At 48.0% G+C, this 26603-nt stretch carries 22 protein-coding genes and 1 pseudogene; 10 read left to right on the plus strand and 13 right to left on the minus strand.

Annotated features, from left to right (window positions below; all coding sequences use genetic code 11):
- Positions 1 to 12: 12 nt before the first annotated feature.
- Both I3X05_RS17250 and I3X05_RS17255 read right to left on the minus strand, forming a co-directional pair.
- A complete protein-coding gene (locus I3X05_RS17250; RefSeq protein ID WP_337971331.1) occupies positions 13 to 2454 on the minus strand; it encodes an ABC transporter permease in 2442 nt (813 codons plus the stop codon).
- A gap of 1 nt (position 2455) precedes the next feature.
- A complete protein-coding gene (locus I3X05_RS17255; RefSeq protein ID WP_039444639.1) occupies positions 2456 to 3133 on the minus strand; it encodes an ABC transporter ATP-binding protein in 678 nt (225 codons plus the stop codon).
- On the opposite strand from I3X05_RS17255, the gene tesA reads away from it, so the two are divergent.
- The 4 genes from tesA (at position 3132) to I3X05_RS17275 (ending at position 8864) form a co-directional block, all read left to right on the plus strand.
- A complete protein-coding gene (gene tesA / locus I3X05_RS17260; protein ID WP_045572241.1) occupies positions 3132 to 3734 on the plus strand; it encodes a multifunctional acyl-CoA thioesterase I/protease I/lysophospholipase L1 in 603 nt (200 codons plus the stop codon). The two genes, I3X05_RS17255 and tesA, sit on opposite strands and share 2 nt — an antisense overlap.
- Before the next feature lie 81 nt (positions 3735 to 3815).
- On the plus strand, positions 3816 to 5018 hold the full coding sequence (gene fabV, locus I3X05_RS17265; protein WP_337971332.1) for an enoyl-ACP reductase FabV: 1203 nt from the start codon (positions 3816 to 3818) through the stop codon (positions 5016 to 5018).
- 190 nt (positions 5019 to 5208) lie between these two features.
- Positions 5209 to 7122 carry a bifunctional diguanylate cyclase/phosphodiesterase gene (locus I3X05_RS17270; RefSeq protein WP_045572239.1) on the plus strand — a complete coding sequence of 638 codons (1914 nt, stop codon included), beginning with the start codon at positions 5209 to 5211 and terminating at the stop codon, positions 7120 to 7122.
- A gap of 86 nt (positions 7123 to 7208) precedes the next feature.
- Entirely contained in the window at positions 7209 to 8864 is a 1656-nt protein-coding gene (locus tag I3X05_RS17275) for an ABC-ATPase domain-containing protein (RefSeq protein ID WP_045572302.1), read from the plus strand.
- A gap of 91 nt (positions 8865 to 8955) precedes the next feature.
- Here I3X05_RS17275 and I3X05_RS17280 read toward each other — a convergent pair whose 3' ends face one another.
- Both I3X05_RS17280 and I3X05_RS17285 read right to left on the minus strand, forming a co-directional pair.
- Positions 8956 to 9573, minus strand: coding sequence for a DNA-J related domain-containing protein (locus I3X05_RS17280; protein WP_045572238.1), 618 nt, complete (start codon positions 9571 to 9573; stop codon positions 8956 to 8958).
- A 199-nt stretch (positions 9574 to 9772) separates the two neighbouring features.
- A complete protein-coding gene (locus I3X05_RS17285) occupies positions 9773 to 10612 on the minus strand; it encodes an isopenicillin N synthase family dioxygenase (RefSeq protein ID WP_337971333.1) in 840 nt (279 codons plus the stop codon).
- A 223-nt stretch (positions 10613 to 10835) separates the two neighbouring features.
- Here I3X05_RS17285 and I3X05_RS17290 point away from each other — a divergent pair.
- Positions 10836 to 11024, plus strand: a pseudogene (locus I3X05_RS17290) (DUF2238 domain-containing protein); the annotation flags it as partial.
- On the opposite strand, the gene cutA reads toward I3X05_RS17290, so the two are convergent.
- Positions 11024 to 11359, minus strand: coding sequence for a divalent-cation tolerance protein CutA (cutA, locus tag I3X05_RS17295; protein ID WP_045572236.1), 336 nt, complete (start codon positions 11357 to 11359; stop codon positions 11024 to 11026). The pseudogene I3X05_RS17290 and the gene cutA sit on opposite strands and share 1 nt — an antisense overlap.
- Positions 11349 to 12266 (minus strand): LysR family transcriptional regulator, encoded by a 918-nt coding sequence (locus tag I3X05_RS17300; protein ID WP_193167678.1) that lies wholly within the window; start codon positions 12264 to 12266, stop codon positions 11349 to 11351. Before I3X05_RS17300 ends, cutA begins: the two co-directional genes overlap by 11 nt.
- Before the next feature lie 177 nt (positions 12267 to 12443).
- Between I3X05_RS17300 and I3X05_RS17305 the strand changes: the two genes are divergently transcribed.
- Positions 12444 to 14078 carry a glycoside hydrolase family 13 protein gene (locus tag I3X05_RS17305; protein WP_045572235.1) on the plus strand — a complete coding sequence of 545 codons (1635 nt, stop codon included), beginning with the start codon at positions 12444 to 12446 and terminating at the stop codon, positions 14076 to 14078.
- 55 nt (positions 14079 to 14133) lie between these two features.
- Here the strand turns inward: I3X05_RS17305 and I3X05_RS17310 are convergent, their stop codons facing one another.
- The 3 genes from I3X05_RS17310 to I3X05_RS17320 form a co-directional block, all read right to left on the minus strand.
- Complete coding sequence (locus I3X05_RS17310; RefSeq protein ID WP_045572234.1) at positions 14134 to 15837, minus strand: SgrR family transcriptional regulator; 1704 nt, start codon at positions 15835 to 15837, stop codon at positions 14134 to 14136.
- 76 nt (positions 15838 to 15913) lie between these two features.
- Positions 15914 to 16147 carry a DUF3389 domain-containing protein gene (locus I3X05_RS17315; protein WP_045572233.1) on the minus strand — a complete coding sequence of 78 codons (234 nt, stop codon included), beginning with the start codon at positions 16145 to 16147 and terminating at the stop codon, positions 15914 to 15916.
- A gap of 2 nt (positions 16148 to 16149) precedes the next feature.
- Positions 16150 to 16584 (minus strand): hotdog fold thioesterase, encoded by a 435-nt coding sequence (locus tag I3X05_RS17320; RefSeq protein ID WP_045572232.1) that lies wholly within the window; start codon positions 16582 to 16584, stop codon positions 16150 to 16152.
- Between the two features lie 68 nt (positions 16585 to 16652).
- Here I3X05_RS17320 and I3X05_RS17325 point away from each other — a divergent pair, with 68 nt between their 5' ends.
- Entirely contained in the window at positions 16653 to 17444 is a 792-nt protein-coding gene (locus tag I3X05_RS17325; RefSeq protein WP_139046430.1) for a M48 family metallopeptidase, read from the plus strand.
- Positions 17445 to 17541: 97 nt separating this feature from the next.
- On the opposite strand, the gene I3X05_RS17330 is transcribed toward I3X05_RS17325, so the two are convergent.
- Positions 17542 to 18624, minus strand: coding sequence for a site-2 protease family protein (locus I3X05_RS17330; RefSeq protein WP_045572299.1), 1083 nt, complete (start codon positions 18622 to 18624; stop codon positions 17542 to 17544).
- 367 nt (positions 18625 to 18991) lie between these two features.
- Between I3X05_RS17330 and I3X05_RS17335 the strand changes: the two genes are divergently transcribed.
- From I3X05_RS17335 to I3X05_RS17345, 3 genes are all read left to right on the plus strand, one after another.
- Positions 18992 to 20239 carry a porin gene (locus I3X05_RS17335; RefSeq protein WP_045572230.1) on the plus strand — a complete coding sequence of 416 codons (1248 nt, stop codon included), beginning with the start codon at positions 18992 to 18994 and terminating at the stop codon, positions 20237 to 20239.
- A 22-nt stretch (positions 20240 to 20261) separates the two neighbouring features.
- Positions 20262 to 22736 carry a VolA/Pla-1 family phospholipase gene (locus tag I3X05_RS17340; RefSeq protein ID WP_045572229.1) on the plus strand — a complete coding sequence of 825 codons (2475 nt, stop codon included), beginning with the start codon at positions 20262 to 20264 and terminating at the stop codon, positions 22734 to 22736.
- Positions 22737 to 22951: 215 nt separating this feature from the next.
- Positions 22952 to 23509 carry a PhnA domain-containing protein gene (locus tag I3X05_RS17345; protein WP_045572228.1) on the plus strand — a complete coding sequence of 186 codons (558 nt, stop codon included), beginning with the start codon at positions 22952 to 22954 and terminating at the stop codon, positions 23507 to 23509.
- A 99-nt stretch (positions 23510 to 23608) separates the two neighbouring features.
- Here the strand turns inward: I3X05_RS17345 and I3X05_RS17350 are convergent, their stop codons facing one another.
- The 3 genes from I3X05_RS17350 to I3X05_RS17360 form a co-directional block, all read right to left on the minus strand.
- Entirely contained in the window at positions 23609 to 24511 is a 903-nt protein-coding gene (locus tag I3X05_RS17350) for a DMT family transporter (RefSeq protein ID WP_193167676.1), read from the minus strand.
- 132 nt (positions 24512 to 24643) lie between these two features.
- Positions 24644 to 24835: a hypothetical protein gene (locus tag I3X05_RS17355; RefSeq protein WP_193187139.1), complete on the minus strand. Its 192-nt coding sequence runs from the start codon at positions 24833 to 24835 to the stop codon at positions 24644 to 24646.
- A 277-nt stretch (positions 24836 to 25112) separates the two neighbouring features.
- Positions 25113 to 26150 (minus strand): TerC/Alx family metal homeostasis membrane protein, encoded by a 1038-nt coding sequence (locus I3X05_RS17360; RefSeq protein ID WP_193167674.1) that lies wholly within the window; start codon positions 26148 to 26150, stop codon positions 25113 to 25115.
- Positions 26151 to 26603 lie beyond the last annotated feature (453 nt).

A 26603-nucleotide genomic window follows, 5' to 3' on the forward strand; every position in this document is an offset into this window, starting at 1 on the left:
CCTAGGCGGTGATTAGCCATACGAGTTATTCATAGGTGTCAATAACTGTTTGATTAAACTTGATACAACTAGGAACAATGTCGCCAACGCCAAGGTGGGCAATAGCAGCCACAAATGCGGATGAAGCGTGGCGGATAAGTCAAATCCGAAACGCATCACCGCTGCCACCGTTGCTTCCGCACCGAGAGCAGAAATCGCACTGGCAATCAGCGCCATGATGCCAAATTCCGCCCAAATGGTACGCGTGACCCGTTTTTTCGACGCGCCCAACGTGCGGTACAAGCGGATCTCTTGCTGACGCTGCGCTAAACTCAGGCGCAACAAGGTAAAGATCAACATCACTCCCGCCATCACCCCCATGAGTGCCAAAATCGAAATCGACCACACTATCTGTTCAACCAGATCTTGGATTTTGGTGGCCATGGTGCGAATGTCGAGCACACTGACGGTCGGGTATTGCCGCGACAACTGATTCAGCAAGGATGTTTGGTGCTCTTCAATACGAAAACTGACCAAATAGGATGCAGGAATAGACGCCATAACATCCGGTGTAAAGATGAAATAGAAATTAGGCTTCATATCACGCCACTCGACGTGACGAATGGTGTTCACCGTCGCGTTGAAGGTTTGACTGTTCACCACAAAGGTGAGTGTGTCACCAATCTCGATTCCCATTTCTTCAGCCACTTCAGCTTCAACCGACACGCCTTGCGTTGGCGTCCAACTGCCCGCCGTCACCTGATTATAATCGGGTAAGCTCGCTCCCCATGTGAGGTTTAACTCTCGGCTCACTGCGTCGCTACGCTCTTGGCCATCTGGCTGGTTTTCACTCGCGACATTTTTACCGTTGATGGCAGTAAATCGGCCGCGAATGATCGGATAAGCTGGGGAACGATTCACTTGGTTCTGATCTAAAAACGCCAAATAAGGGTCAAGTTCGAAGTCACTGATATTGAGCGCAAAAACATTGGCGGCATCGGCTGGAAGCGTCCGCTGCCAATCTTTGAGTAGATCGGTGCGCACCAGCCAAATGATCGCCAATAGCATGAGCGACAGCGACAGCGCCCCCAGTTGTAAACCACTACTGAGTGCCGAGCGGTTGATGCGGCTCAGCGCGAGTTTAACGGAGGTAGAAAATGGTAAGCGTGCCAACAGTTTGCTTAGTGCTAAGCCAACAAAGGCAAGCACAATGAATAGCAGCATGATTGCCCCGAGCACAATCCACACCATAACGTTATTGTGGTAAATCGCCAGCATGGGCACTAGTGGCACCCCAATCAGCAACCAGGTTTTCGATGGAATGGTTTTCTGTTGGTTGTCTGTTTGCATCACATTGATCGCTGACGTATGCAACAAAGCCGACAGCGGAATGCCCAAAGCGGGAATCGCAATCAGTAACGCGGTAAACAAAGAGACTAAGTACGGCGTGATGCCATACGAAGGAAGCGGATCCGGCAGCAGATCTTTCAATGGAATGCGCAGCAACTGCTCCAGACCCATGCCAATCAGTACGCCTATCACGGCAGCGCATACAAATAGCAGAGCTAGCTGAATCGCCAACCAACGCGCTATCCACGCTCGGCTTGCACCAATACTTTTTAACATCGCGATGGTTTGCTTTCGCGTGACAACGTAATTTTGGCAAGTCAGCACTAATGTCGTCGCCGCCATAATGATGACAATCGCGACGGTCAGTGACAGATATTGATTGGTGCGCTCAAACACTTCGCTACTGCGACTGGCACTCTCTTGGTCGCGCCAGCGATCACTCGGCGTCAGCTCAACGCTCTCTTTGACCTTCGCAATCACTTGATCACTGCCGACGATAAACAGACGATACTGCACACGGCTACCAACTTGAATCGCGCCAGTACGCGCCACATCCGTGTCGTGAATATACGCCGCTGGCATCTGTTGAAACGGGTTGAAGCTTAATCCGGGTTCGCTCTCAATCACGCCAGAAACAATAAAATCTGCGTCGCCAATCGTGACATTGTCACCTTGCGTAACCTCCATCCTCTCCATAATCCGGCTATCTAACCACAGTTCCCCCGGGTTCACATGCTGAGCGCGTGTTGTGTCGCTACGTAGGCTCAGTTCACCAAGCAACGGATAGCTCGATTGCACCGCTTTGACGGTGACTAACTGCATCCCCGTGTCACTAAAGGCCATGGTGGCAAAACGGGTCATTTTTGAGGTGGTAAGCGCTTCACTCTTGGCCGCATCGAGCAAGGTTTGTGGCAGAGGATTGGCAGAAATGAAGAGCGTATCGGCGGTGAGTGCATCTTTGCCCTGCTTGACAATCACCTGTTCCATACGCGTAGCCAGCGCCGATAGAGCAAACACGGCAGAGATGATCAGCACCAGCGCGACACTGATTGGCCAGAGGTTGCCATGGCGTATCTCTTCCAGACTCCAGGCAGTAAGCCTGCGATTTAATCCATTTGACGCCATACTAACTTGCCTCCGACAATTGACCTGCATCCATGCTAAACACGCGTTGGCAGCGCTGAGCAAGCTTCATATCGTGCGTCACCAGCACTAACGTCGTGCCATGGTGTTGATTGAGTTCAAACAGCAGCTCGATGATTTTTTCTGCCGTGTGTTGATCGAGATTGCCGGTCGGTTCATCGGCAAACAAAATCTTCGGCTGCGTCATAAACGCGCGTGCCAAGGCCACCCGTTGCTGCTCGCCACCCGACAATTGGCTCGGGAGGTGATCCACTCGCGAGGCCAAACCCACCGAGGCAAGCAGCGCTTTACCTCGCTCGTTATCCTCCTCTTCCCCTTTGAGCAGACACGGTAAAGTGACATTTTGCAGTGCGGTCAGGCTTGGAATGAGCAAAAAACTTTGGAAAACAAAGCCAATCGATTCACTGCGTAATGCGGCACGCGCTTCATCGTCCAAACGAGACAAAGGTTGATCGAGCAGATAAACTTCGCCGGATGAGGCGACATCAAGGCCAGCTAAGAGTGTCATCAGGGTTGACTTTCCTGCACCGGAGGTGCCTACAATAGCCACACTTTCTCCCTCTGCGACTTCAAGATTGACATCGCTTAGGATAATTAACTTCTCATTGCTTGTAGACACTTGTTTACTAACGGATTTTGCTTTAATTACTGGAGATTGCATGGTCAGATTGTTTTCCTTAATGCTGATGTTAATCCTGTCAGGGGCGGCAACGGCGGCTGAAAAAATTCTCATACTTGGCGATAGTTTAAGTGCAGGATACAACATGCCAGCGCAGCAGGCATGGCCAAGTTTGTTACCAGACGTACTAAAAACCTACGGGAAAGACGTGCAAGTGATCAACGCCAGTATTTCAGGCGACACCACAGGCAACGGTTTGGCGCGCCTGCCAGACCTGTTAACCACCCACTCCCCCGATTGGGTGTTAATTGAACTGGGTGCCAACGATGGCCTCAGAGGTTTTCCGCCCAAAACCATCGCCGCCAATCTGTCACGGATGATCCAAATGACAAAAGCGTCGGGCGCGAAACCTGCTTTAATGCAAATACGCGTTCCACCTAATTACGGCAAGCGTTACTCGCAAGCGTTTTTCGATCTTTACCCTACTTTGGCGGAGCATCAACAAGTGCCATTGTTGCCGTTCTTCCTTGAGCAGGTGATCACTAAGCCAGAATGGATGATGCAAGATGGCCTGCATCCCACCGCCGACGCGCAACCTTGGATCGCTGAATTTGTTGCCGAAATGTTTAGCAAACATCTCTGATTTTAATGCCCTAGCTCAAATCATTATACGTTTCTTTACGTTAGCCTAAATGCCTCTTTGTCCCCCAATCAGGAAAATGGCATGCGCATAGAACCACAAATTGATGGCGTTGTTGCCCGCTCAGCTCATCCTTATGGCTGTGAAGCTGCAATTAAACAACAAATAGAGTACGTAAAACGTGCGCGCCAGATCACTCAAGGCCCAAAACGGGTACTGATCCTTGGCGCTTCTTCTGGATTTGGTCTTGCTGCTCGCATCGCACTGACGTTTGGCGGAGCCAAAGCAGACACCATCGGCGTCTCGTTCGAACGTGGTCCAAGCGAAAAAGGCACTGGCAGTGCGGGTTGGTACAACAACATTTTTTTTAAAGCACAGGCTCAAAAAGAAGGCCGTACCGCGATCAACATCGTCGGAGACGCCTTTGCCAAAGAGACGCGCGAGCAAGTGATTGAAGCGATAGAGACCTATTTCGATGGCGAAGTTGACCTAATTATCTATAGTCTGGCGACTGGCATACGGCCCGTTCCGGGCAAACCCGGTGAGTTTTGGCGTAGCGTGATCAAACCCTATGGTCGGCCTGTCACGGGCGCCTCCATCGATTTACAGCATGACCGTTGGATTGAAACCACGCTTGAGCCTGCCAGTGATGAGGAAGCTGAGCACACTATCAAAGTGATGGGCGGTGAAGATTGGCAAAGTTGGGTGGATGCGCTTATCAACACCGAATCCATCGCTGAAGGTTGTAAAACCGTCGCCTTTTCTTACATCGGGCCGGAAGTCACTCACCCGATTTATCTTGACGGCACGCTAGGCCGGGCGAAAATCGATCTGCACCAAACCAGCCATGCGCTCAATTTGGAAATGGCCAATTTCAATGGCAGCGCCTACGCCACCGTCTGTAAAGCCTTGGTGACCAAAGCGAGCGTGTTTATTCCCGCGTTGTCTCCCTATCTGCTTGCCTTGTATAAAGTGATGAAAGCCGAGCAATGCCATGAAACCTGCATTGAACAGATGCAACGTTTATTCAGCACTAAACTGTATGGCCAAGCGAAAGTCGACGTTGACGGTGAACGGCTGATCCGGATTGATGAGTTGGAACTGGCTCCGCATATTCAGCAAGAAGTTCAAGACCTTTTGTCTGAGATGAACGGTAATAACTTTAAGCAACTTGGCGATTACGAAGGGTATAAAGACGAATTCTTGAAATTAAACGGCTTTGGTTTTGAGTCAGTTGACTACACTCAAGAGATTGATCTCGCGGCTTTGAAAAAATTGCGCCCCTAAGTCGCCTTAGTGAACGTCTTAAACCTGAGAATCCGCTTTCGACTGATGAAGTCCTGACCACATTTCGGGACTTTTTTTCATCTTGCCCTGCTGAACTCCTATACTTAGACCCAAGCGCCCTCACTTTGCACCAAAGGCGTATCATGTGATCACAGGATGTAATCACAACGAGGATAAGGACTGCCAAGTCATGACGAAATTCAAAACGCTTGATTATCAAATTCCTGAACCAATGCAGCACGGTTGGCAACGGATCGTCAATTTACTTGCCGATATCGTCGGCGTGCCCGCCGCGTTGGTGATGCGTATTCATCCGCAGCACATCGAGGTGTGCCGCACCAGCGAGACACCGTTAAACCCATACAAATTAGGCGATTCGGAAACGTTAGGTCACGGCTTGTATTGCGAAAGTGTCATTAATTCGAATGCAGAGCTGATGATTCCCAACGCCCTGAGCGACCCGCTATGGGACAAAAATCCAGACATAAAATTGGGCATGATCTCCTATTGCGGTCTGCCGCTTCTGTGGCCAAATGGCGAGGCGTTTGGCACCATCTGTCTATTGGACGAAAGAGAAAATCATTTCAGCGACACTTATCGAGAATTACTGCGCTGTTTTCGCAGCTCCATCGAAGCGCAATTAGCGGTTGTCTATCAACACGAAAAACTGCTGAGGCTGAACAAAGAGCTGCAACATCGCGTCGAAAGCCGAACCAGTAACTTGGCTCAGTTGAGCTTTTCACTGAGTCAGGAAAGAGACAAACGTCTTGCTGCCGAGCAAGATGCCGATTATCAGCGACAACATGATCATGGCACTGGCTTTTTGAATCTGAGCGCGCTGGAAAACCAGTTGCAGAGACAGTTAGAACAATCCAATCCCACCAACCTCGCCGTGATCCATATCGGCTTTACCAATGCGCGCACCATTCAAGCCAAGTATGGTTTCGCCCTGTTTGAGGAGCTCTTGGTAGCGTATCGCCACCAAATTAGCATACCAGACGCGATGTTCACGTTAACCGGCCGCCCGGCTTCTCATGATTTGGTCATCGTCATCCAATCAGAGAGAATCGGCCAAATTCTAGAAGCCTTGCTCTATCGGATTGTTGGTGTGGGTCAAAGCACCTTCAACATTGATAACAATGAGGTCCATCTGCACGCGTTTATCGGTGTCGCACTCTCTGATACGCAGACAAACAGCGCTGAAGAACTGCTCAGCCACGCCAATCAAGCCATGGTGGTCAGCAAAGAATCAGGGCAGCGCTACACCTACTTCTCCTCAGCGCACGCCGACGCGTTGTTGTATCACAACCAGATTGAAAGTTATCTATTGCAAGCGGTACGCAATGACGACCTCACGCTCTATTTTCAGCCTAAAGTGTGCCCCAACACCCACAAATGGATTGGTGCTGAAGCGCTGCTGCGCTGGAGCCATCCGGTATTGGGGGATGTATCCAACGAAGCGCTGATCCATATGGCAGAGCAGAATGGGCTGATTTTTGAGGTCGGTGCGTTTGTGCTGCGCGTGGCAATCGAAAAAGCCAAACAGTGGTCCGAAGTGGTTGAAAATTTCCGCGTAGCGGTCAATATCAGTGGTATTCAGTTGAAAAATCCACTGTTTGCGGAACAAGTGCAGGATCTGTTGGAAGCTTACCAACTCCCTTCTCATTATCTAGAACTAGAGGTGACAGAAAGCGGTTTAATCTCCGATGAACTGATGGCAAAAGCGACATTGAGCCGCTTACATGAACTCGGCGTGACATTGTCACTCGATGACTTTGGCACAGGATACTCTTCCTTCAGCTATCTGAAGAAATTCCCGTTTGACGCGATCAAAATCGACAAAAGTTTTGTCCAGCAAATTGAGCACTCAGAGCAAGACGAAGAGATCATTCGCTCTATCATTCATGTGGCAAAAAAACTCGATCTCGAAGTGGTGATGGAAGGTATCGAGACGGATTCGCAAGAAGCGTTTTTGATCCGTGAAGGCTGCGACATCGGCCAGGGCTTCTTATATGGCAAACCGATGCCGAGTAACGAGTTCGAGCAAGGTTTGTTCAACCAGAATTTCCTCGGAACCGCTTCTTTTGCCTACCATACGTCATGATGTCGGGCAAAGACCCGAATTGGCTTTACTCTTCCTCTGGCGATTCCTATAATCGCCGCTTTTGTGTTTCTAAAAGGCTGATTGTTATGGACCTGTTGACTGCAAAACTCAAAAAGCTCGAAAAGCAAAACTATCGTGCTTACCAGCAGATAAAAGGACAATACAACTTTGGCGATTTCGACCTTTACATCGATTATGTTCAGTCGGATCCCTTTGCTTCTGCGTCCCGATTCCGCGCTTTCCGTGCTTGGTCTTTAACTGGCCTTTCTTGGCTGCGTGATGAGTCGCCCGCCTATCAACTCGCTGCGCGTGATTTCATCGCCCGTAGCTTTGCTGAGTTTGCTAAGCAAGAATCCAGCGTTTCTATTGCTCTTCATGGTCAAACCGTCCTTGATAGCACTGCCGTTCTGTTTACAGAAGACGGCATTGAACTGCGCTTTAGAGTCAATCTTCCGGCGGAAGGGCGCGATATTCTGGCGAAGAAGGCGCTGAATATTCTCACCTTCCACCTGCCCAAATTTATCCGCCGCGCGACCATCGAGCGAGAGCTCGACAAACAGGCGCTGATCAAACATTGTCAAACCGTCGAAGACCAAGAGTCGCTGCGCGAACAGTTAGCCAGTCACGGCTTGGTTGCTTTCGTCGCCAATGGAAGCCGTTTGCCACGCGTAGCGGGTAACTGTGATTTGCCAATGAAAGAGGCGGTGGAGTTTCAAGCGCCAGCCTCATTGCAAGTAACACTGCATACGCCGAATCGCGGTTTTGTCAGCGGTTTAGGCATTCCCAAAGGCATTACCTTGATTGTCGGTGGTGGTTTCCATGGAAAGTCGACGCTGCTGAGCGCCATTGAACGCTCCATTTACAACCACATCCCGGGTGATGGTCGTGAGTACAGTGTGACAGACATCAATGCGATGAAGATACGAGCGGAAGATGGTCGCTGCGTGCATCACCTAAATCTGTCGAACTACATCAACCATTTACCAATGGGAAAAGAGACGGCCGATTTTACCACTCAGGATGCCTCTGGCTCGACATCACAAGCGGCTTGGTTACAGGAGTCGGTTGAAAGTGGCGTGAGCACTTTGCTGATTGATGAAGACACCTCAGCCACCAACTTTATGATCCGTGATGAGCGTATGCAGGCATTGGTTGCCAAAGGCGACGAACCTATCACACCATTGGTTGACCGAATTGGCCAATTGCGTGACGAGTTGGACATCTCTACCATTATTGTCATGGGTGGCTCAGGCGATTATCTGGACGTCGCCGATACTGTGATTCAAATGCACGATTACCAAGCGGTTGATGTGACAGAAAAAGCCAAACAAGTGATTGCACTGCACCCGACCCAGCGCCACAACGAATCTGAATCACCTTTGGTCACATTTCCGCCTCGCGCGTTAAACTGTCAGGCGCTGATGAACATTCTCACCGATGGCAAGTTCCGCGTTTCCGCCAAAGGAAAAGAGTCGCTGCGCTTTGGTAAAGAGTTTGCGGATATCTCGGCGTTAGAGCAGTTGGAATCATCTGACGAGGTGAATGCCATTGGTTGGGTTTGGTATCAGTTGGCACAAATGCCCGGTTGGTGTAACAACCCGGCCAAAGCCATTACCGAACTACTGCAAGGCGCATGGTTTGAGAAGATGCCCCAGCAGGGCGACCTCGCCAAGCCTCGCCCACTCGATGTGATGGCCGCGCTTAACCGCATGCGTAAGTCCCAGTTTCGCAATAACAACTAATTTTTCTGCTTGATGAAAAACGCCCTGCACAATGCAGGGCGTTTTTTTACTTGGTAGACTTAATCGATGGTGAACTTCATAGATGGTGAGCTTAGTGACGCAAAACGTTCCATGCTTCGCAAAGAATACGAAAGCGCTCTGCATTGCCATTGTCGCGATCGGGGTGCCAACGTAGTGCTAATCGACGCCAACGTTTGCGAATGTCAGCGGCGCTGGCGTGTTGATCCAGTTCAAAAAGCTGCAACGCCTTATTTCTATCGATATCATCACCTTCGTGGTGCCCCACAAAACGGCGGTAACGGGTCCAGAACTCATTCAGCAGCCGTTTCACTTCCCCTTCATTGGCTTCGTAGTTTTGCCACTGCACATAATACTCACGCAGCGGATCATCAACATCAATGGTATGGCCAGCGCAGGCGTGGCTTGACATCAGCACGATATCCATCGCTTCCACTTGCAACCAATTGTCTGGATAAAGCGTTTCTTGCAACTGATAGAGCGCGTTCATGATGAGAAAGTTGCGTTTGAATAAATCTTTTTCTGGCAGAGGGTCAAGCGCATAAATAAAGCCCTGCTCACCTAAATGAGCGGCTAAAGTATGTACTTTCCATCCACTGGGCTGCTTACGAAGAACCTCCAATATTGGCCACAACAGCGGGTTTTCCATGTACGTCTGAAACGTACTCGCCAGATTGGTCTGCTCCTGCATTGTCTTACGCCTTTAATACTATTTGCTCAGATAAAGTTAAGTATGAACGGTAGGTTTACCTTGTTTCCTTTTTTCATTCAAAGCCAACCCCGTCAATTTGTCGAGCAAGATTTCGTTTTGAATGTCAGTTCGTGAAGCAATGTACAAAAAAAGAGACAGCCGCTTGGCTGTCTCGTTCAGATTTACGCAAAAGATGGGCTTAAATCACACCAAGCTCACGCAGACGCTCCATCAAGTAACTGTGCGCTGTGTAACGCTGTGAAAGCACTACCTCCGGTTTTGGATGAAGGAAAAGCGGCAGGGAAATGCGAGATTGTTCCTGACGCTCACCCGTTGGGTTGATCACGCGGTGGGTGGTGGATGGAAAATAACCGCCGGAAGCTTCCTGCAACATATCACCAATGTTGATGATGAGGTTGCCAAAATCACAAGGCACATTGATCCAAGAGCCATCTTTGGCTTTCACCTGTAAACCCGGCTCGTTTGAGGCAGGTAAAACCGTCAAGAGGTTGATATCTTCGTGGGCCGCGGCGCGAATTGCTCCCGGCTCTTCATCCCCTTTCATTGGTGGGTAATGCAGCACACGCAGCAACGTTTTTTCGCTACCGTTGATCATCTCAGACAGCGCGATTGAGAACTTCTCTTGCACCTCTTTTGGCGCGTGCTCTTCAACCCAGCCCAACAGCTCAGACGCGAACGCATTAGCGCGCTGGTAATAGTCTAGAATCTCTTCTTTCAGCTGAGCAGGAATTTGCCCCCAAGGGTAAACGTGAAAGTACTCTTTAATGTCTTTGACGCTGTGACCTTTAGCCACTTCAGAGACCGATGGGGGAAAGTAACCATCTTGGGTTTCAACGTTAAAGTGGAAATCGTGTTTCTCTTCAGTGCAAAAGAATTCGTACCAATTTTTATAAATCGATTCGACCAACTCTTTCGGGATAGGATGATTTTTTAAAACGCCAAAGCCTGTTTCGCGCAGGGACTTAACAAATTGCTCAGCGGCATCTTCAGCGAGATAATCGACGGTTTCCAGTTTCATGACTTTACTTCTGATTGTTGTTATTCAATTTGAGAGACGGATTTTATCGCTCGAATCAAATGTAAATCAAACTTTAATGAAGTGTTTTAATGCAAACGATCAAATGTTGCACGAGCTACCTCACATTCAACACCTTTTGTAAGCGTCTCTCCAACGACAGAGCAATTGAGCAATGTTCATTATACTGTCATCATTCGCGTGAATATTAACAAGGAACTGCTGGATGAAATTGAACCGCACGCTGCTGCTTTTTGCCATTGCTTACCCGTCCATTTTTCTTTTTTCTGCTATTGCGCCGAGTTCACGCGCGGTTTGGATTGCAGAAATCATTCCCGCAGTGGCGATTTTCACTGCGATCTTGTGGCTTAGTCGTTCATTTCAATTTAGCCAAACGGCCTATCTACTGATGTTTTATTGCAACTCCAGCGTATTGGCCGTAATCCAGCTTAAGTAGGGATTAAAGCCATCTTGGATCTCCAGTTGCACAATTTGCGGCACTTCGTAATTGTGTAACTGGCTGATTTGGTCTTCAACTTGTGGATATAACTCTTTGCGCGTTTTGATCACCAGCAAGGTTTCCACGTCCTGACACACCTCACCCTGCCAAACGTAATGGCTGTTTATCGCCATTTCTTGGATACAGGCCGCCAGTTTTTGCATCAATAATGCTTTGATTATCTGATTTTTGTTGGCTTCGTTATTGGTTGTCGTCAACACGACACAGAAGGCTTGCTTGTTATCGACCATGGCTTTCCCTTAGTAACTGAACGAAATGGTGCGTTTTTTCATCATCCACACCTTTTTTAGTATAGACACCGATATTGCCGCGTTGCTCTTGATTCACCACCAGCGTTTCGATTTGATGCTCAGCCATCCACAGGCACATTTTGTCGGTGTATGGCATCACGGCATCGCTGGCTTTGAGCAGATCAAGGCTGGCCGAGAGCGAGTCCACATCGTAAATCGCCCGTCCTTGAAAACGCTGGTTGGCTAAATCAAACGGTGAGCTCATGTGCTCAGCCAACACCGAGCGATGCCTTGCATGATCAGGCGTAACACGCAGGAGCGCAAAGTCGTTTTGCGCTATCAAACGCTTACTGGTGTCGGTTTTGTATTTCTGCAGCAAAGGATGTCCGCGGCGAACAAACAGCGCCTCGTAATCACGAAACAGAGGTATAAAGTTCACTTGGCAGCGTTCATGCAGCCCATGCACTTCATGGCCAATAAAGAGATCAATCTCCCCCTGTACCAAGTGGTGCATCAACGAGAGGTTGTTCCCAAACTCGAGATGCAGTGAGCAATTGGGCACTTGTCGCTGGTATCGGGCGATCGCTTCACGCACAAACAGCTCCCACCACGCCTCTCCTGTCCCCACTTTCAGCTTGCCAGAATGGCGCTGTTGCATGTCCATCATCTGGTGGATTAGCTGAGAGTGTTTTTCTTGCTGCTCTTCGACGTAGTTTCTAAACAGACGACCATATTCGGTCAGCTCCACCCCTTTAGAGCGGCGATGAAACAGCGCGACGCCCATATCGCTTTCGAGTTTTTTAATCGCTGTGGTGAGCGAAGGCTGGCTGATATTGAGCTTTTCAGCGGCTTGTTTGATGTTGGATTCGCGTGCCACCATCAGAAAATATCGATAGGTTCTATTCATAGCATTCAGATAAAAGTCACATTTTCCACGCTGCATTCCTGTTCAATTTCACGCAGCAGGCTGAGTATACGCAATGATATAGCCATTATCTATATCAAGAGGCATGCATTCTATTTTATCTGCCGCCCACTTCTCACTATAGTTAGGCATAAAATGTGAGTTTAGAAGGCAGAACAAATGGAAACAAAATGGTGGCATGACGCGGTGGTTTATCAGATTTACCCGCGCAGTTTTTGTGACTCAAATAACGATGGCATTGGCGATATCAATGGCATCATTAGTAAGCTTGATTATCTCCACCAGCTTGGTGTTAACGTGCTGTGGCTCTCTCCGGTGTATAAGTCACCGATGGACGACAACGGTTACGACATCTCCGATTACCAAGATATCGCGGCTGAATTTGGCACCATGGATGAGATGAAAACGCTGCTGGCCAAAGCCAAACAGCGTGATATCAAGATCGTGATGGATTTGGTGGTTAACCACACTTCCGATGAACATCCTTGGTTTATTGAAGCGAAAAAGTCCAAAGACAATCCCTATCGCGATTACTATATCTGGCGAGATGCCAAACCCGATGGCGGTGCGCCAGATGATCAGGGCTCGATTTTCGGTGGCAGTGCTTGGCAGTGGGATGAAAACACACAGCAGTACTATTTCCACCTCTTTTCCAAACGCCAACCGGATCTGAACTGGGAAAATCCTAAAGTTCAACAAGAAGTACACCAAATGATGAACTGGTGGATTGAGCAAGGTATCGGCGGTTTTCGTTTGGATGTGATCGATTTGATTGGTAAAGAGATCGACAAAGGCATCACGGGTAATGGACCAAGGTTACACCCGCTGCTGCAAGAGATGAATCGTGCCACCTTTGGCGACAAAGATCTGCTCACTGTGGGCGAAACTTGGGGTGCAACACCGGAGATCGCCAAACTCTACAGCGATCCAGAGCGCCACGAGCTTTCTATGGTGTTCCAGTTTGAACACATTGCGCTCACTTGGCAACATGGCGATAAGTGGAACCCGATTCCGTTGGATCTAAAACAGTTCAAACAAGTGCTGACTAAATGGCAAACCGAACTGGCTGATCAGGGCTGGAATTCACTGTTCTGGAACAATCACGATTTACCACGTGTGGTGTCCAAATACGGCAATGATAGAGAATTGCGGGTAGAGTCCGCCAAAATGCTCGCAACGGCGCTCCATTTCCTCAAAGGTACGCCTTACATCTACCAAGGGGAAGAGATTGGGATGACCAATGTCGCCTTTGATTCATTGCAGCAGTACAAAGACATTGAAACGCTCAATTTCTACCAAGTAAAAACGCAGTCTGGCGTCTCACACGAGCATATGATGCAAGCGATCCATGAAAACAGCCGAGACAACGCCCGTACCCCGATGCAGTGGTCAAATGCACCTCATGCTGGTTTTAGCCAAGTGGAACCGTGGATTGAAACCAATCCAAATTATGGGGCGATTAACGTTGAGCAAGCGTTAGCCGACCAGAATTCCATTTTCTATCACTACCAGAAGTTGATTCAGTTGCGTAAAGCTCACCCAGCGATTGTGTATGGTGATTTCACCCCGCTGTTTGAAGACCACGACTGCGTGTTTGCTTACTTGCGCAGACATCAGGATGAAACTTTGCTGGTGATTAACAACTTTAGCGAGACGGCGCTGAGTGTTGATCTGCCCGAAGCATTAAGAAACCAGTCGGTGGAATGTTTGATTTGCAACTATGAAGCGAAGCAGCATCTTGACGTGACATTGTCACTCAAACCATATGAATCTTTAGCGTTTAAACTCAATTAAACCATTCGAATACGCAGAGGCCCGATATTGGGCCTCTTTTCTAACTCGCATATCTTCAATTTTCGTTTTCAAGCTGCAGATCCGGCTTAACCCAGACTTGGCTAAAATCAAACCAGCCTAGCGCATTGCATTTGGCGTTTTGCAGCGCACCACTGTGATCTTTGTTGACGCCGAGCCAGCAGTGGAACATTGGGATCACCTGGAAGCTTTTCACCAACTGCTTACCAATCTCTCTGGCAGGAAAATCGTTTAGCACGCCACTGCGCCAACTCTCCACCAGCGCAAGCCAACGCTGGAAATCGTAGTCTGTGCTCATGGATTCAATATTGCTGTAATCAAGCAGCCACCCTGCCAACGCATCTTCCCGGTTGGTGGCAATGCCCATTGCTTTGAGCCAAATGTCGACCTTTTCAGGTGTTTCTAAAGCGCAATCGTATTTGACAAAATCAACCTCGATTCGATAGCGCTTTAAGATGGTTTTGATGGTTTTGGCTATCACGGGAAACATCGGGTGCTTGGCTTGATAAGCGACCGAAATGCGTTCCAACTCGCCCGGCGGCTGGGCGTTTGGATTGGGATAAAGATCAATCCAACCCGGTTTGATGCCGTACGCTTGCAGCAAGCCAAGCTCAATCACTTTGTCTTGCGGCACATGGTTAAACAGTTGATAACCATTGAGCACTGCAGAGAAAAACTCCGCCCAGCGCGGATCTTTCGCCACACCGCTGCGCTTATTGAGCAGTAAAAAGGTACAACCGGGGTCGAGTTCAACCTCATCAGAGCGCGACGAAGCGTTCATCATCGGTTTACTTAAACTTGGATAGACCATTGAGGAGTACGATTCATCGATCACCCACACCTCAACTTGGTCGAGCAGTGGACGAAATCCGAAGTAGCCATCGAACGCTCTTAAAATCAGTCGCTTATCGTCATTCGATTGCACCATGTATGGGCCCGTACCCACTGGGCGAATATGATAGTCTTCACTGCGCAGTCGCAGGGGCAAGAGAATTTTCGCCTGCGATTCACTTAGGGCCAGCGGCAAGTAGAGATCGTCTTTAAACAGCCGAATATCCACTACCCAAGGACTGGGCGAGCTCACCGATTGCACATGGGCAAAAAGGTTGAGGTGATGTAACTCTCGCAGGCTTTCAATCACCATTTCGGTGGTCAACAGCTCACCATTGTGAAAGCGCACTCCCGGACGAAGATAGAATCGCCAATGCGCTTTTGAGAGCATTTCCCACGTATGGGCCAGATCTGGCTGCAGCATATCGTTGTCGTCTAGCTTGGTTAAACCACTAAAAATTTGCCGAGCGATATGAATTTCGGTGCGGCGCATTTGCAGATGCGGGTTGAGCATCGACAGCGGACGATAATAAGGCAGACGCACCACCTGCTCGCCTTCGCGATGTGAGACACCAAGATAGCCTTGGATCACTTGCGTCAGCTTCGCCGCGTCACTGTCGAGCACTTCGAGCGCCTGACCAATTTTCCCTTCTTCGAGATACCGTCTGGCGAGATTTTCACTGACGTCGGCTTTGCTGCGCTTAAAGATCAGCGTCGAGAGCTTACCCCGCCCTGCCGCCGGATGCCATTCGATCCAACCTTCTTCTTCCAGCTTGTTAAGGACAATGCGGGCATTTCGGCGGGTACAGAAGAGAATGTCGGTGATCTCTTCCAGTTGCACTCCGCTGTTTTTGCCATCGAAGTGCTGAAAAAGGGTTTCGAATTGAACTCTAAGACGCGGGCTACTCATAAAAAGGGAAATCAAGTCATCAATTTTCGTGACTACCAGTTTCCCTATTTTTCAAAGTGAGTGCAAACGATTTTCTCTATTCGATAGCGATGCCAATTTGCGCTGAAATTTCAGCGAGTTGGCTTTCATCATCCAGTTTTACCGACCATTTACATTCCGCACCATTGGCAACGATAACATTCGCACCACGGCCAATTAACTGCAACGCGTCTACCTGAGCTTGTAGAGTGATACCGGAGTGGCAAGCCAATTTGATCACCACTTCGTGCAGCGTTGCAATAATCTTCCCTTGGCTAAATTCGACCACCATCGCTATACGCCCCGCTCTTTATGCTGTTTGACCGCAATCGTTAAACGGCTGGTGCACACCAATCTTTCCCGTTCATCGCTGATGTTAATTTGCCAAACTTGAGTCGAAACGCCTAAGTGCAACGGTGAAGCGGTACCGATCACCAAACCACTGCGCATCGGCCTTATGTGGTTGGCGTTAATATCTAGGCCGACACAGTAGTGCCCCGGACCAACACTGAAATTGGCCGCCAGTGATCCTAAGGTTTCGGCCAACACCACCGACGCACCGCCATGCAGCATGCCAAGTGGCTGATGAGTGAAACTGCATACGGGCATCGTCGCCGTGAGTGTTTGATCGGAAAAATCGGTATATCGAATTTGCAAGTGCTCGATCAAGGTGTTCTTAGAGGTCGCGTTTAAGGTTTCAAGATCAATCGGTTTTTTCCAGATACTCATCGTTTTACCTGATTTTGGTTATAATCGGCGCTAGTATATACCCAAAGTTCGATGATATGGAGATGGTGATGTCGACACGATTAAAAGCTGCCGCCCTGCTTGCTGTCGCTGGCCTTACAGCTTGCAGCTCTTCCCCGACCGGCCGTAATCAACTACTGATGTTTTCTGATGCGGAAATGTCTAACCTCGGGGCAAACTCTTTTGAGCAGATGAAAAAAGAGACGCCGATTAGCCAAGACAAAGCCCTCAACCAATATGTCCAGTGCGTGGCAAAAGCGATCACCAATACGATTCCGCCTCAGCCCAGTTTCAAAGAGTGGGAAGTGGTGGTGTTTGACAGTGAGCAAGTGAACGCGTTTGCTCTGCCCGGCGGGAAAATCGGTGTTTATACCGGGCTGCTCAATGTCGCGGTCAATCAAGATCAATTAGCCACTGTGATTGGTCATGAAGTCGCCCACGTGTTGGCAGAGCACAGTAATGAACGTCTCTCACAAAGCCAGATAGCGAATGCTGGCTTGCAACTGGCGAACGTTGCCATCGGCGCATCGGAATACAAAGAATATCAGAAGGTGACGATGGCCGCGCTCGGCGTAGGTGTGCAGTACGGCGTGATTCTGCCTTATGGCCGCACCCAAGAATCGGAAGCGGATTTGGTCGGTTTGGAGTACATGTCCAAAGCGGGATTTGATCCAAACCAGAGCATTGAACTTTGGAAAAACATGGCCAAAGCGTCTGGGGGTAAACAGCCACCAGAACTGCTTTCTACTCACCCTTCACACAACACGCGGATAAAAGATCTGCAAACCAAGATAAGCCAGCTCCCCAAAAGCAGCGTGGCTGCACCAAAATGCAAAGTGTAAGCTAATCGCAGCGCAGATAGACAAAGAGCTCCAAACTCGGAGCTCTTTGTTTTTGCATGCAATGTTTTTTGCAAGCCATGTTTTTTGCAGACATTGTTTAACTGCCGAGAATCAGCAGTGGCAGGCGCATCAACTCATCCCCAGTAGACGCAAAATGCCAAATGATGGCGACAAAACTCATTACCGACACAACATACCAAGTAAAAGCTATCGTCTGACCATAGCGCGTTAAGGGTAAAAGATGACTGTTATGCCGGCCTCGCCACTCAAGCACGATCTCCAACATCCCCATAACCAACAAAAAACCAAACAGGGTTAAGCCGAAAGTGTACGAAAGATAAACGCCAGCCGCCGCCGTCAGTACGCCCCCCGCCAAGCCGACCCAACTGTTCATCGAAAAAGTGATGCTCTTGAGCACATGTCCTCCATCCAAGGGTAAAATTGGCAGCAAGTTGAACAGGTTTAGCAAGGCGTTAAACATGGCTAAAGCGGCAAAAAACATCTCTCCGGTCAACCAATAGATCAACGTCAGCAGCACACTCAATATTAAGCCAAAGAACGGCCCCATGATGGAGATAACGACATCCTGCCAGCGAGTGTTAATTTTCTCATCACTGAGCGCCATGCCACCAAAAAATGGGATCAAATAAAACCCTTTGGTTTTCATGCCGAAATATTTCATCGCTCGCACGTGACCGTACTCATGGATCACCAAACAGGCAATCAATGCTAAGGCAAACTGAAAAGAGAACAGCCAAGAGTACGCCGCCAAACTCATCGACGCTAACGCCACTTTAATCAGCTTGGCACTCTTTAGCGCTTTCATTCCCAGCGAAACCAAGCCGATCAGGCTGAACTTACGCGGCTCTTGCCTTGGGGTAAGGGGCGTTTGCTGCTCGATGTCCTTTTCTGTCCGAATACCTTGAGCGCTTGTCTCGCCATTGACCAAGCAATGATAGTGAAACTCAAATGGCTGCCAATGTAACTCTCCCTTCACTTCACAACGCAGCTCCGCTTCACCCGCCATTAACACGAACTGGTGATGGAAAGCGGCATCTTGCCCTTGCGTCGCATCGATTTGAGACACTAATGCGTTATCCCAAAAAAGTTGCTGCCACCCAGCCATTGACCCTTCTAAACGTAAAGGACGGCCAAGAAATTCAATATGTAGTAGTTCCAAAATTAGACCTGAGATAAGCGAAGTCAATGGCTGGCATTATGCCTTTGTGCAGCAGAGGTGAAAAGAGATGAAATTGGCATAAACGCCTCTCTGTCTGATGATTCTTATAAAAAAGCGCTAAACAATTCTGGTCGTACCATTCCTAGAAAAAAAATCTACATAATACAGCCCCTTATAAAATGTCATTTGACCTATGCATCAAATCTAATGCTTAAAAGAGCAGCAAACTTTGACAAGTTTATAAACATTCACTTAACATTACATTTACATTGCAGGTGCATAGACGCACTCTTTGTATCTGCACTATACAACAAACAACAATTACAAGGACTTCGGTCCACGATTATGAACCCTAGGAGGGTCAAGGATGAACAAGAAGCACTGCTCTCTGCTTGCAATCTCCGTATTGTTTGCGTGTCATGCTAATTCCGCCGGCTTCCAAGTTGCGGAGCATTCAGCATCAGGCCTTGGCAGAGCATTTTCCGGTGAAGGCGCCGTTGCCGACAATGCCTCTGTACTCGCTCGCAACCCAGCAGCGATGACTCTTTTCGACGTAGCGCAGTTTTCTGGCGCTATCTCTATCGTTGACCCTGAAGTCAACGTCTATGACAAAACCAGCAAAGAGCAGTCTGACGACGTGGCTCCGCTACAGGTTGTACCAGCGGCGTACTACATCAGCCCAATAAACGAGAAATGGGCATGGGGTATTGGCCTGTTTACTAACTATGGCGTGGCAACCGACTACCCAGACGATATTTCAGCAGGAGATATGGCGGGTGACACGGCACTGGTTTCTGTTGGTCTCAATCCCAATATCGCCTATCGCGTCAACGAAGCATTGAGCGTCGGTGCTGGTGTTAACTTCGTTTATGCCCACGCGGAGCTGACACGCCATAAAGGTTCACTTGCTCCTCTATTTGGTTCTAATGATAAATCTGAAAACTTGATTGGTATGACTGGCACAACTTTTGGCTATGGCTGGAACGTTGGCGCGCTGTATGAACTCGGCGAAAGTACTCGTTTTGGTTTCGGTTACCGTTCTAAAGTCGATCTTGATTTCGATGATGGTGAATTTAGCAGCTACGATTCTGGCATTGCCACTTCCGCTAAAGTCGATGGGCGTTTGCAAATCAGTCTGCCAGCGATTATGGAACTCTCCGCTTATCATCAGCTAAACGATCAGTGGGCGATGCATTTAGGCTGGCAGCAAACCGATTGGAGCACGTTTACCGAGCTCAAAGCGACCTCACCAGACTGTAATGATGGTACACCTGGTCAATGCTTCTACAAGCCGGAAAAATACGAAGATAACAACCGTTACTCTATCGGCACTACCTATGTGATGAATGAAACTTGGACCTTCCGAGTGGGTTTTGCCTTTGACGAACAAGCGGGTAAAGCCACCTTGAGTATTCCTGATAGTGACCGTACATGGTACAGCGCAGGCCTGACTTACAACATGAGCAAAAACATGACGCTGGATGCGGGTTTTGCGTTAGTGAAAAGTAAATCAGGCCCATTTGAAGAGACCAACGCGGCGGATAGAAAATTTGAGTTCGACGCAGAAGGCACCGCGTACATCAGCGCGATTCAAATGAACTACACCTTTAACTAATCAGGATTGACGGAGTAACACAATGAAACACACATTTAAGCTATCACTGCTATGTTCGGCAATCCTGCTCGCTGGTTGTGGTGATAACACTGAAAGCTCAGGAACTACAGGAAAGGTTACTTTTGAACCAAACGTACAAACACTTCTGGGGCGTGACGCTTCAGTCAAATTCGTTCTAAAGGGTTCTTCAGCAGATGTGCCTTTGCCTTCCTTTTTACTTTTTGACACTAATGATCACACTTTGAACATACCTATAAGTGCTGGCAAATCTAGCAGCTTAGATAACCCCGAAGTCGCGATGGGTGAATCGGATGGTTGGAGTACCATCATGCCATTCAGCATCAACTTCAACTTCGCTGATGGTGTGACGTTACTGAACGATACCGTTGTGATCAATGGCTCGCCATTTAGCCAAAATCTCAATGCGGGAATTCGAGTTGCAAAGGTTGATGTTGACCTAGCGACTGGAGCAATGACTAACTTTACTGCACTAACTCCTGGTGTTGATTTTCTTGCCGTCACTACCGATTTGAAGAGCATTAAAGTCCTTCCTCTCAAAGGTCTAGATCCTGCATCAAACTACATCTATGCACTTACAGATTCGATCAAAGATAGCAACAACAACCCGTTGGGTACATCCAGTTCATATGCAAGCTTGAAAACTTCAACAGCTCAATCTGGATTATTGGCGGCACCACAAAAAATTATCTGGAACATTGAAAAAACCTTCGAAGATAACGATCAAGTCACCAGCAAAGATGAAATTGTTTACTCTTCTTGGTTTACGACTGCATCAGCAGGCAATGTAATGCAAGGAACAAAAGCAGCGATTGCCGCCTCAGTGAATCCTGCTGTTAAGCCTTCTGGTGTTTGGAAAGGAAGCGCGAACCCAAACAACCTCTCAGTTGACGAGCTCAACTCGCTTTACAGCATTGACGCAGACGATGCTGGTGCCGATTTCGGCGCAGCAGTCACCAATGATCCACTTTTCAAAGCGGCATTTGGTGATGACAAGGCCAACGCACTAAAAAACAGTTACGATGCGTTAGCAGCTGCCGCACCGACACTAGATTCCATTCAAGTTTTTCGTGGTACGGTCAAACTGCCCTACTTCTTGAGTGATCAAGTCAATGGTAAAGAGTGGAAAACACAACCTTGGCGCAGTGGTATGCCAAGTGTGTTTAAGATCCTAAAGACCTTGAGTTCAGGCTCTAACGCTGATAAAGCAGCGATTAGCCAGCAGTTAATCGATTTAGGTTTTACGGATCTGCCAGCTCAGCTCTACTCTGTTCAGCATCAAGCACTTCTTGTTGGTGCGAAACTGACATTGGCCGATGGCACTCAACTGGATACTGATCGAATTATGACCAGATACAGCGCGGTTCCACAAATTCGTGCAGTGAAAGAGGTTCCTTTCATCATGTTTGTTCCCAAGGGAACGGGTGCAGATAACGTACCACTACTGCAATATCAGCACGGAATCACCAACCTAAAGGAAAGCGCTTATGCATTAGCACTGAGCCACATCAGTACCGCTATTCAAACGGGCAAAACACCTTATGCGTTAATTGCTATTGATCAACCATTGCATGGACAACGTGCCTTGTCTGATGGCACCGTAACAACGCCAAGTACGCCTACAGTCTTTATGAATCTTGAATACTTGCCAGTGGCAAGAGACAACATTCGCCAAGGTGCTATTGACGGATTAGGGCTACGTTACGCATTAAACTACGTAGATCCAACGGAATTGGCTTTCCAAACGGTAAACCAAGCCAATGTTTCTCTTATTGGCCACTCTATCGGCGGCATTACTGGTATTAGTAGCTATGCTGTTGCTAATACATCAGTTAATCCAGCGATTGATTCAATGTTTAGTTACCAGACAGCAACATTAGCCAATCCGGGTGGCGGTATTGCACCGTTCTTGCTTGAATCAGGGTCATTCTCGCCAATCATCAAGCACAGTATCACGGCTACGGCAGTACCAAGTTACTTAAATTACTACGCGAATACATGTCCGACCAAAGATGACCCAGGCGCTTGTTTCAACAGCTTCTATAGCGATGCGGATGCCGAAACGAAAAGTGACATCGATAGTATATTGACCTCATTTACTTACGCGGCACAGACCGTGTTAGACAACGTTGACCCATTCAATATCGCTTCTCAAGTGAGCGGGTCCCTGTTGGGTATTCAATCCAATGGTGATGCGACTATTCCCAATAAGGTGTCGAACATTCCTACAGCGGGTACAGAGCCACTCTTTAAGAAACTAGGATTAGTGAATACGGCTACTGATGCCACTGGTACACGTGTCGCTTCGTACTTTGATGAGTCATCCAATGCAACCCACTCTACGGTAGTTGCTCCAGGATCGGGGGAAGAACTCGCTCATGGTGAAATGAGCTCTCAGATTGTTCAGTTCACACGCACCGAAGGAAACGGTGACGGTTCGTTAACTGTTAACGCAGGTTTGCTAGACGCGAGCAAGTAATCCAAAGATTACCGTGTTGAGTCAATGCCCAGTGTTCTCTATGACACTGGGCATTTTATTGGAGGATATATAAGTTGAGCATTTGTTACTTAACCCAATCCTCTTTTTAGATTGGAAAATCTGTAAAATACTCACTTTAATTTTCTAAACCCTTTTAATTCTCAGGATAAAGTGGATAATACCGCCTCAAATTAATACTACTAAGGTGAGTTCTCATGTCTATCGAAGCAACTCTGCTGGATCGTTGCCAGTCTAAATGTGAATTGTGTTGTTCTGATTCTTCGCTATCGGCCTACCCTGTACCACCGCACACTCACGTGACTGTGGATACTGCGATTATGGTCTGTGACAAGTGTTTGAGCGAAATCGATGAGCCAAAAGACATTAACCACTGGCGTTGCCTAAGCGACAGCATGTGGAGCCAAGTGCCAGCCGTTCAAGTGACAGCATGGCGCCAACTGACTCGCCTCAACACCGAAACTTGGGCTCAAGATGCACTCGACATGATGTACATGGAAGAAGAGCAAAAAACTTGGGCGATGAAAGGAATGTCTGCAGACGACAAAACCGTTGACTGTAATGGCGCTGAACTGAAAAAAGGCGACGATGTTACGGTTATCAAAGATCTGCCAATCAAAGGCACTAACCAAGTTATCAAACAAGGTACCGTTATCCGCGGCATTAGCCTAAGTGACGATCCTAAATTGGTTTCTGGTAAAGTGAATGGCGGTCAGTCAATGTACGTGATCGCAGAATACTGCCGTAAGAAATAAGCCTTGCTCGTTTCGAAAATCAGGCGTCTCAATGAGGCGCCTTTTTTTGTTTTTCGTTAGATGGCATAGCCCCAAATCGCCTCTTCGAGCAAGATCAGGTTACCGAGCACGTTGCCAAAAACCGCTCAATTTAGGCCCAAAAACATTAATTAGCGCACCGAACACAATCAATGCCCCGCCAAGAAAAGTCCAAAAAGAAGGGATTTCGTTAAATAGCCATACCCCCAGCAACGCAGAAAAGACAATTTGCACATAAGAGTAGGCAGACGCTTTCCCAGCGGTTTGCGTTTGCATTGCCTTAGTTAAACCAAACTGGCCAATTTGAGTAAAAATACCGACCAAAACCAGGGCAAAAACTAACCAGAGATCCGGAAGAACAAAGTCATCACCAATTAAAAGCGACGCTGTCGGCAAGGCGACCAGAGGAAAGTAAAAGATGATCACCGAACTGTCTTCGGTGCGGCTTAACTTTCTCACTATCACATACGCTATTGAGCTACCGAACGCACCAAGCAAAGCGATAGCAACACTGAACATCGGTAACTCGCTTACCGCATGCTGACCAAGTGTTGGGTAGACCATGCAAAAAAGGCCGAGTAAGCACAGTCCAATGCAGGCAAGAGTGGATATCTGAACCCGCTCTTGTAAAAAGAGGACCGCCAAAAGCGCAGTAAACAACGGATGAACGTATTGCAAAATGGTGGCTTCAGCCAAGGGCAAGGTGGTCACTGAGTAGTAAACGCACATCAGTGCGACGGTACCGACCGTGCCACGGGCGAATAGCAGTCCTTTATTGTTGCCCCAAATCGAGATGCGTTTTCTTTTGACATCCGCGTAACTGAGGATGAGAGATACCAACGCACGTGCGGCGACAATCTCAAACAACGGAATACCATGCACACTGACGTATTTCACGCTGGCTGACATAAGCGCAAAGCCCAACGCAGACAAAAGCATATAACGCACACCAATGGGCAGCCAAGATTCGAGTTTTGTAGACATAGGAGGAAGGAGTAAGAATAATTTGCATTACTGTATCACAGCGGGTTAGCCGCAAACTACGTATTTACCGCATCGGGAGCAGAAAAAATAAAAGCCGACATTGGCGTCGGCTTTTGTTTTCTTTGCGCGAGATTAGCGGTACATACCGATATCTCGTTGCAGATGTAGTGGCAACTCTTCTGTGTAATAACTGCGCTGAGCACTGTTATCGACGAGAAGAATATCCAATAGGTGAGCAATCAATCCTTTGAAGTTAACCGAATAGGTTCTCTTATCCATAGAGGTTGGTAAAGCTACATTGTTGATGTGCATCGCTTGTGCCATGATTGCCTCTCTTAAAATCTTTCAACGTTCTCGTTTCGTTGGCTGAATAATAGGGCTTTTTTCCATGGTCAAAAAATGACTATTTTTAACAATTCAGATTATTTTTTCTAATAAAACAAACCATTAACACACCCTAAGACTAACCAATACTCTTTTATGCATTAAAATTCACAAATTAGCCAAAATAGCTGCATAAACTCAAAATCAGCACCTAGTCAAACGGACGAATTTCACATATTTTTCACATTAAATATTTTTAACTTCACTTTCAACACCATCACTTCTCACTATTTTGATTAGTTATATTAAGGCTAATAAGCGCTTGCTTAGCCCTCTTTTGATTTACCTTGAGAGAAGCCACAATGGCTGATGTCATGACAAACAACAGAAAACTCAGCGACCACAATGTTGGGATCTCATACGCAGAACCGACAAGCAGCATTTTCACACCTATAAACACCATGATGATCGACAAAGCGGGTTTTAGGTAAACGAACTTATCCATCATGGCTTGCAGTACAAAATAGAGTGGGCGTAGCCCCAGCAGAGCAAACACATTCGCCGCAAGGACAAGAAACGGCTCTTGGGTGACAGCGAAAATAGCCGGAATAGAGTCCAAAGCGAACATCACATCCATCACGGCAATCACAGCGATGACAATCAGCATCGGCGTGGCAAACCACTGCCCTGCGCGTTTCACGATCAGCGATTGACCATGAAAGGTGTCAGTGACTTTGAAATAGCGTCGGAGCAAACGTTCTGGCAACGGGTTGAGCGACGTTTGTTCATCTTTCTCCCGAGCAAGTTGAATGCCCGTCCAAATCAAAAATGCCGCAAACAGATACAAAATCCAATGGTACTGTGCAAGAAGTTGCGCGCCGACGGCAATCATGATGGCTCGCAGTATTAATGCGCCGATCACGCCCCAGAGCAAAGCACGTGGACGCAGCGACTCTGGCACTTGGTACTGTGTAAAAATAATCGCAAAAACAAACAGATTATCGACACTTAACGATTTTTCCAGTAGGTAACCCGTTAAGAAAGCCATCGTCGCTTCTTGGTGACTATACGAACTGTTGGGAACGTAACTGTCCCAGCAAAGAAAAATGGTCGCGGCAAAGACAAACGCCAAGAGAAACCACATTAAGCTCCAGCCCAGTGCGCGGCGCATCGAAATAGAACCGCCGCGAGTTTGCCAAATATCAAGAGAGACTAAAACAAGGGTGAGCAATGCAAAGCTGCCATACATAGCAGCACTGCTGGTAAAAAACGGCGTAGATTCAGCCAATAGCGAAGTAGATACAATCGGGGACATGGTTTCCTCCAAAGCAGAAGGAACCTCATCGTTCGGGACCTTCCGCAAACAACAAATCTCGCCAAAGCCTTGGGCTTTGACACTCTGTGCATGCGTTGGTCTCGTTAAAGTGACTATCACAGTCGCAAGCCGATTGGCTCAACTGGATAAACACCTTTAATTGCCGGAAAGGCCTTAGCCTAACGGGATGACGACAAATAAACTTACGCTAACTACTCCCCAAACTCAGCTATTTTATTCCACTCTTGTTAGTGGATCCAGAATGAATCTCTAAATAATCTTCTTGGCCTAAAACAAAAGAGAGCCGAAGCTCTCTTGATCTGTTTTGGCTACATGCCGCCTAGCGGAACTAGGTATACCAGCGTTGACCATATTGCGACCCAACAGACGACCACGGCCGTGTCCATCCAATCTTTATTCCACATATCTGTTTCCCCCATTTTCCGCAGGAAA

The sequence above is a fragment of the Vibrio navarrensis genome (assembly GCF_015767675.1).
GTDB lineage: Bacteria > Pseudomonadota > Gammaproteobacteria > Enterobacterales > Vibrionaceae > Vibrio.

Excerpts from the sequence above, each read along its gene's own strand:
- I3X05_RS17250 (WP_337971331.1), bottom strand. The coding sequence starts at position 2,454 with ATGGCGTCAAATGGATTAAATCGCAGGCTTACTGCCTGGAGTCTGGAA.
- tesA (WP_045572241.1), top strand. The coding sequence starts at position 3,132 with ATGGTCAGATTGTTTTCCTTAATGCTGATGTTAATCCTGTCAGGGGCG.
- I3X05_RS17255 (WP_039444639.1), bottom strand. The coding sequence starts at position 3,133 with ATGCAATCTCCAGTAATTAAAGCAAAATCCGTTAGTAAACAAGTGTCT.
- fabV (WP_337971332.1), top strand. The coding sequence starts at position 3,816 with ATGCGCATAGAACCACAAATTGATGGCGTTGTTGCCCGCTCAGCTCAT.
- I3X05_RS17270 (WP_045572239.1), top strand. The coding sequence starts at position 5,209 with ATGACGAAATTCAAAACGCTTGATTATCAAATTCCTGAACCAATGCAG.
- I3X05_RS17275 (WP_045572302.1), top strand. The coding sequence starts at position 7,209 with ATGGACCTGTTGACTGCAAAACTCAAAAAGCTCGAAAAGCAAAACTAT.
- I3X05_RS17280 (WP_045572238.1), bottom strand. The coding sequence starts at position 9,573 with ATGCAGGAGCAGACCAATCTGGCGAGTACGTTTCAGACGTACATGGAA.
- I3X05_RS17285 (WP_337971333.1), bottom strand. The coding sequence starts at position 10,612 with ATGAAACTGGAAACCGTCGATTATCTCGCTGAAGATGCCGCTGAGCAA.
- cutA (WP_045572236.1), bottom strand. The coding sequence starts at position 11,359 with ATGGTCGATAACAAGCAAGCCTTCTGTGTCGTGTTGACGACAACCAAT.
- I3X05_RS17300 (WP_193167678.1), bottom strand. The coding sequence starts at position 12,266 with ATGAATAGAACCTATCGATATTTTCTGATGGTGGCACGCGAATCCAAC.
- I3X05_RS17305 (WP_045572235.1), top strand. The coding sequence starts at position 12,444 with ATGGAAACAAAATGGTGGCATGACGCGGTGGTTTATCAGATTTACCCG.
- I3X05_RS17310 (WP_045572234.1), bottom strand. The coding sequence starts at position 15,837 with ATGAGTAGCCCGCGTCTTAGAGTTCAATTCGAAACCCTTTTTCAGCAC.
- I3X05_RS17315 (WP_045572233.1), bottom strand. The coding sequence starts at position 16,147 with ATGGTGGTCGAATTTAGCCAAGGGAAGATTATTGCAACGCTGCACGAA.
- I3X05_RS17320 (WP_045572232.1), bottom strand. The coding sequence starts at position 16,584 with ATGAGTATCTGGAAAAAACCGATTGATCTTGAAACCTTAAACGCGACC.
- I3X05_RS17325 (WP_139046430.1), top strand. The coding sequence starts at position 16,653 with ATGTCGACACGATTAAAAGCTGCCGCCCTGCTTGCTGTCGCTGGCCTT.
- I3X05_RS17335 (WP_045572230.1), top strand. The coding sequence starts at position 18,992 with ATGAACAAGAAGCACTGCTCTCTGCTTGCAATCTCCGTATTGTTTGCG.
- I3X05_RS17340 (WP_045572229.1), top strand. The coding sequence starts at position 20,262 with ATGAAACACACATTTAAGCTATCACTGCTATGTTCGGCAATCCTGCTC.
- I3X05_RS17345 (WP_045572228.1), top strand. The coding sequence starts at position 22,952 with ATGTCTATCGAAGCAACTCTGCTGGATCGTTGCCAGTCTAAATGTGAA.
- I3X05_RS17350 (WP_193167676.1), bottom strand. The coding sequence starts at position 24,511 with ATGTCTACAAAACTCGAATCTTGGCTGCCCATTGGTGTGCGTTATATG.
- I3X05_RS17355 (WP_193187139.1), bottom strand. The coding sequence starts at position 24,835 with ATGGCACAAGCGATGCACATCAACAATGTAGCTTTACCAACCTCTATG.
- I3X05_RS17360 (WP_193167674.1), bottom strand. The coding sequence starts at position 26,150 with ATGTCCCCGATTGTATCTACTTCGCTATTGGCTGAATCTACGCCGTTT.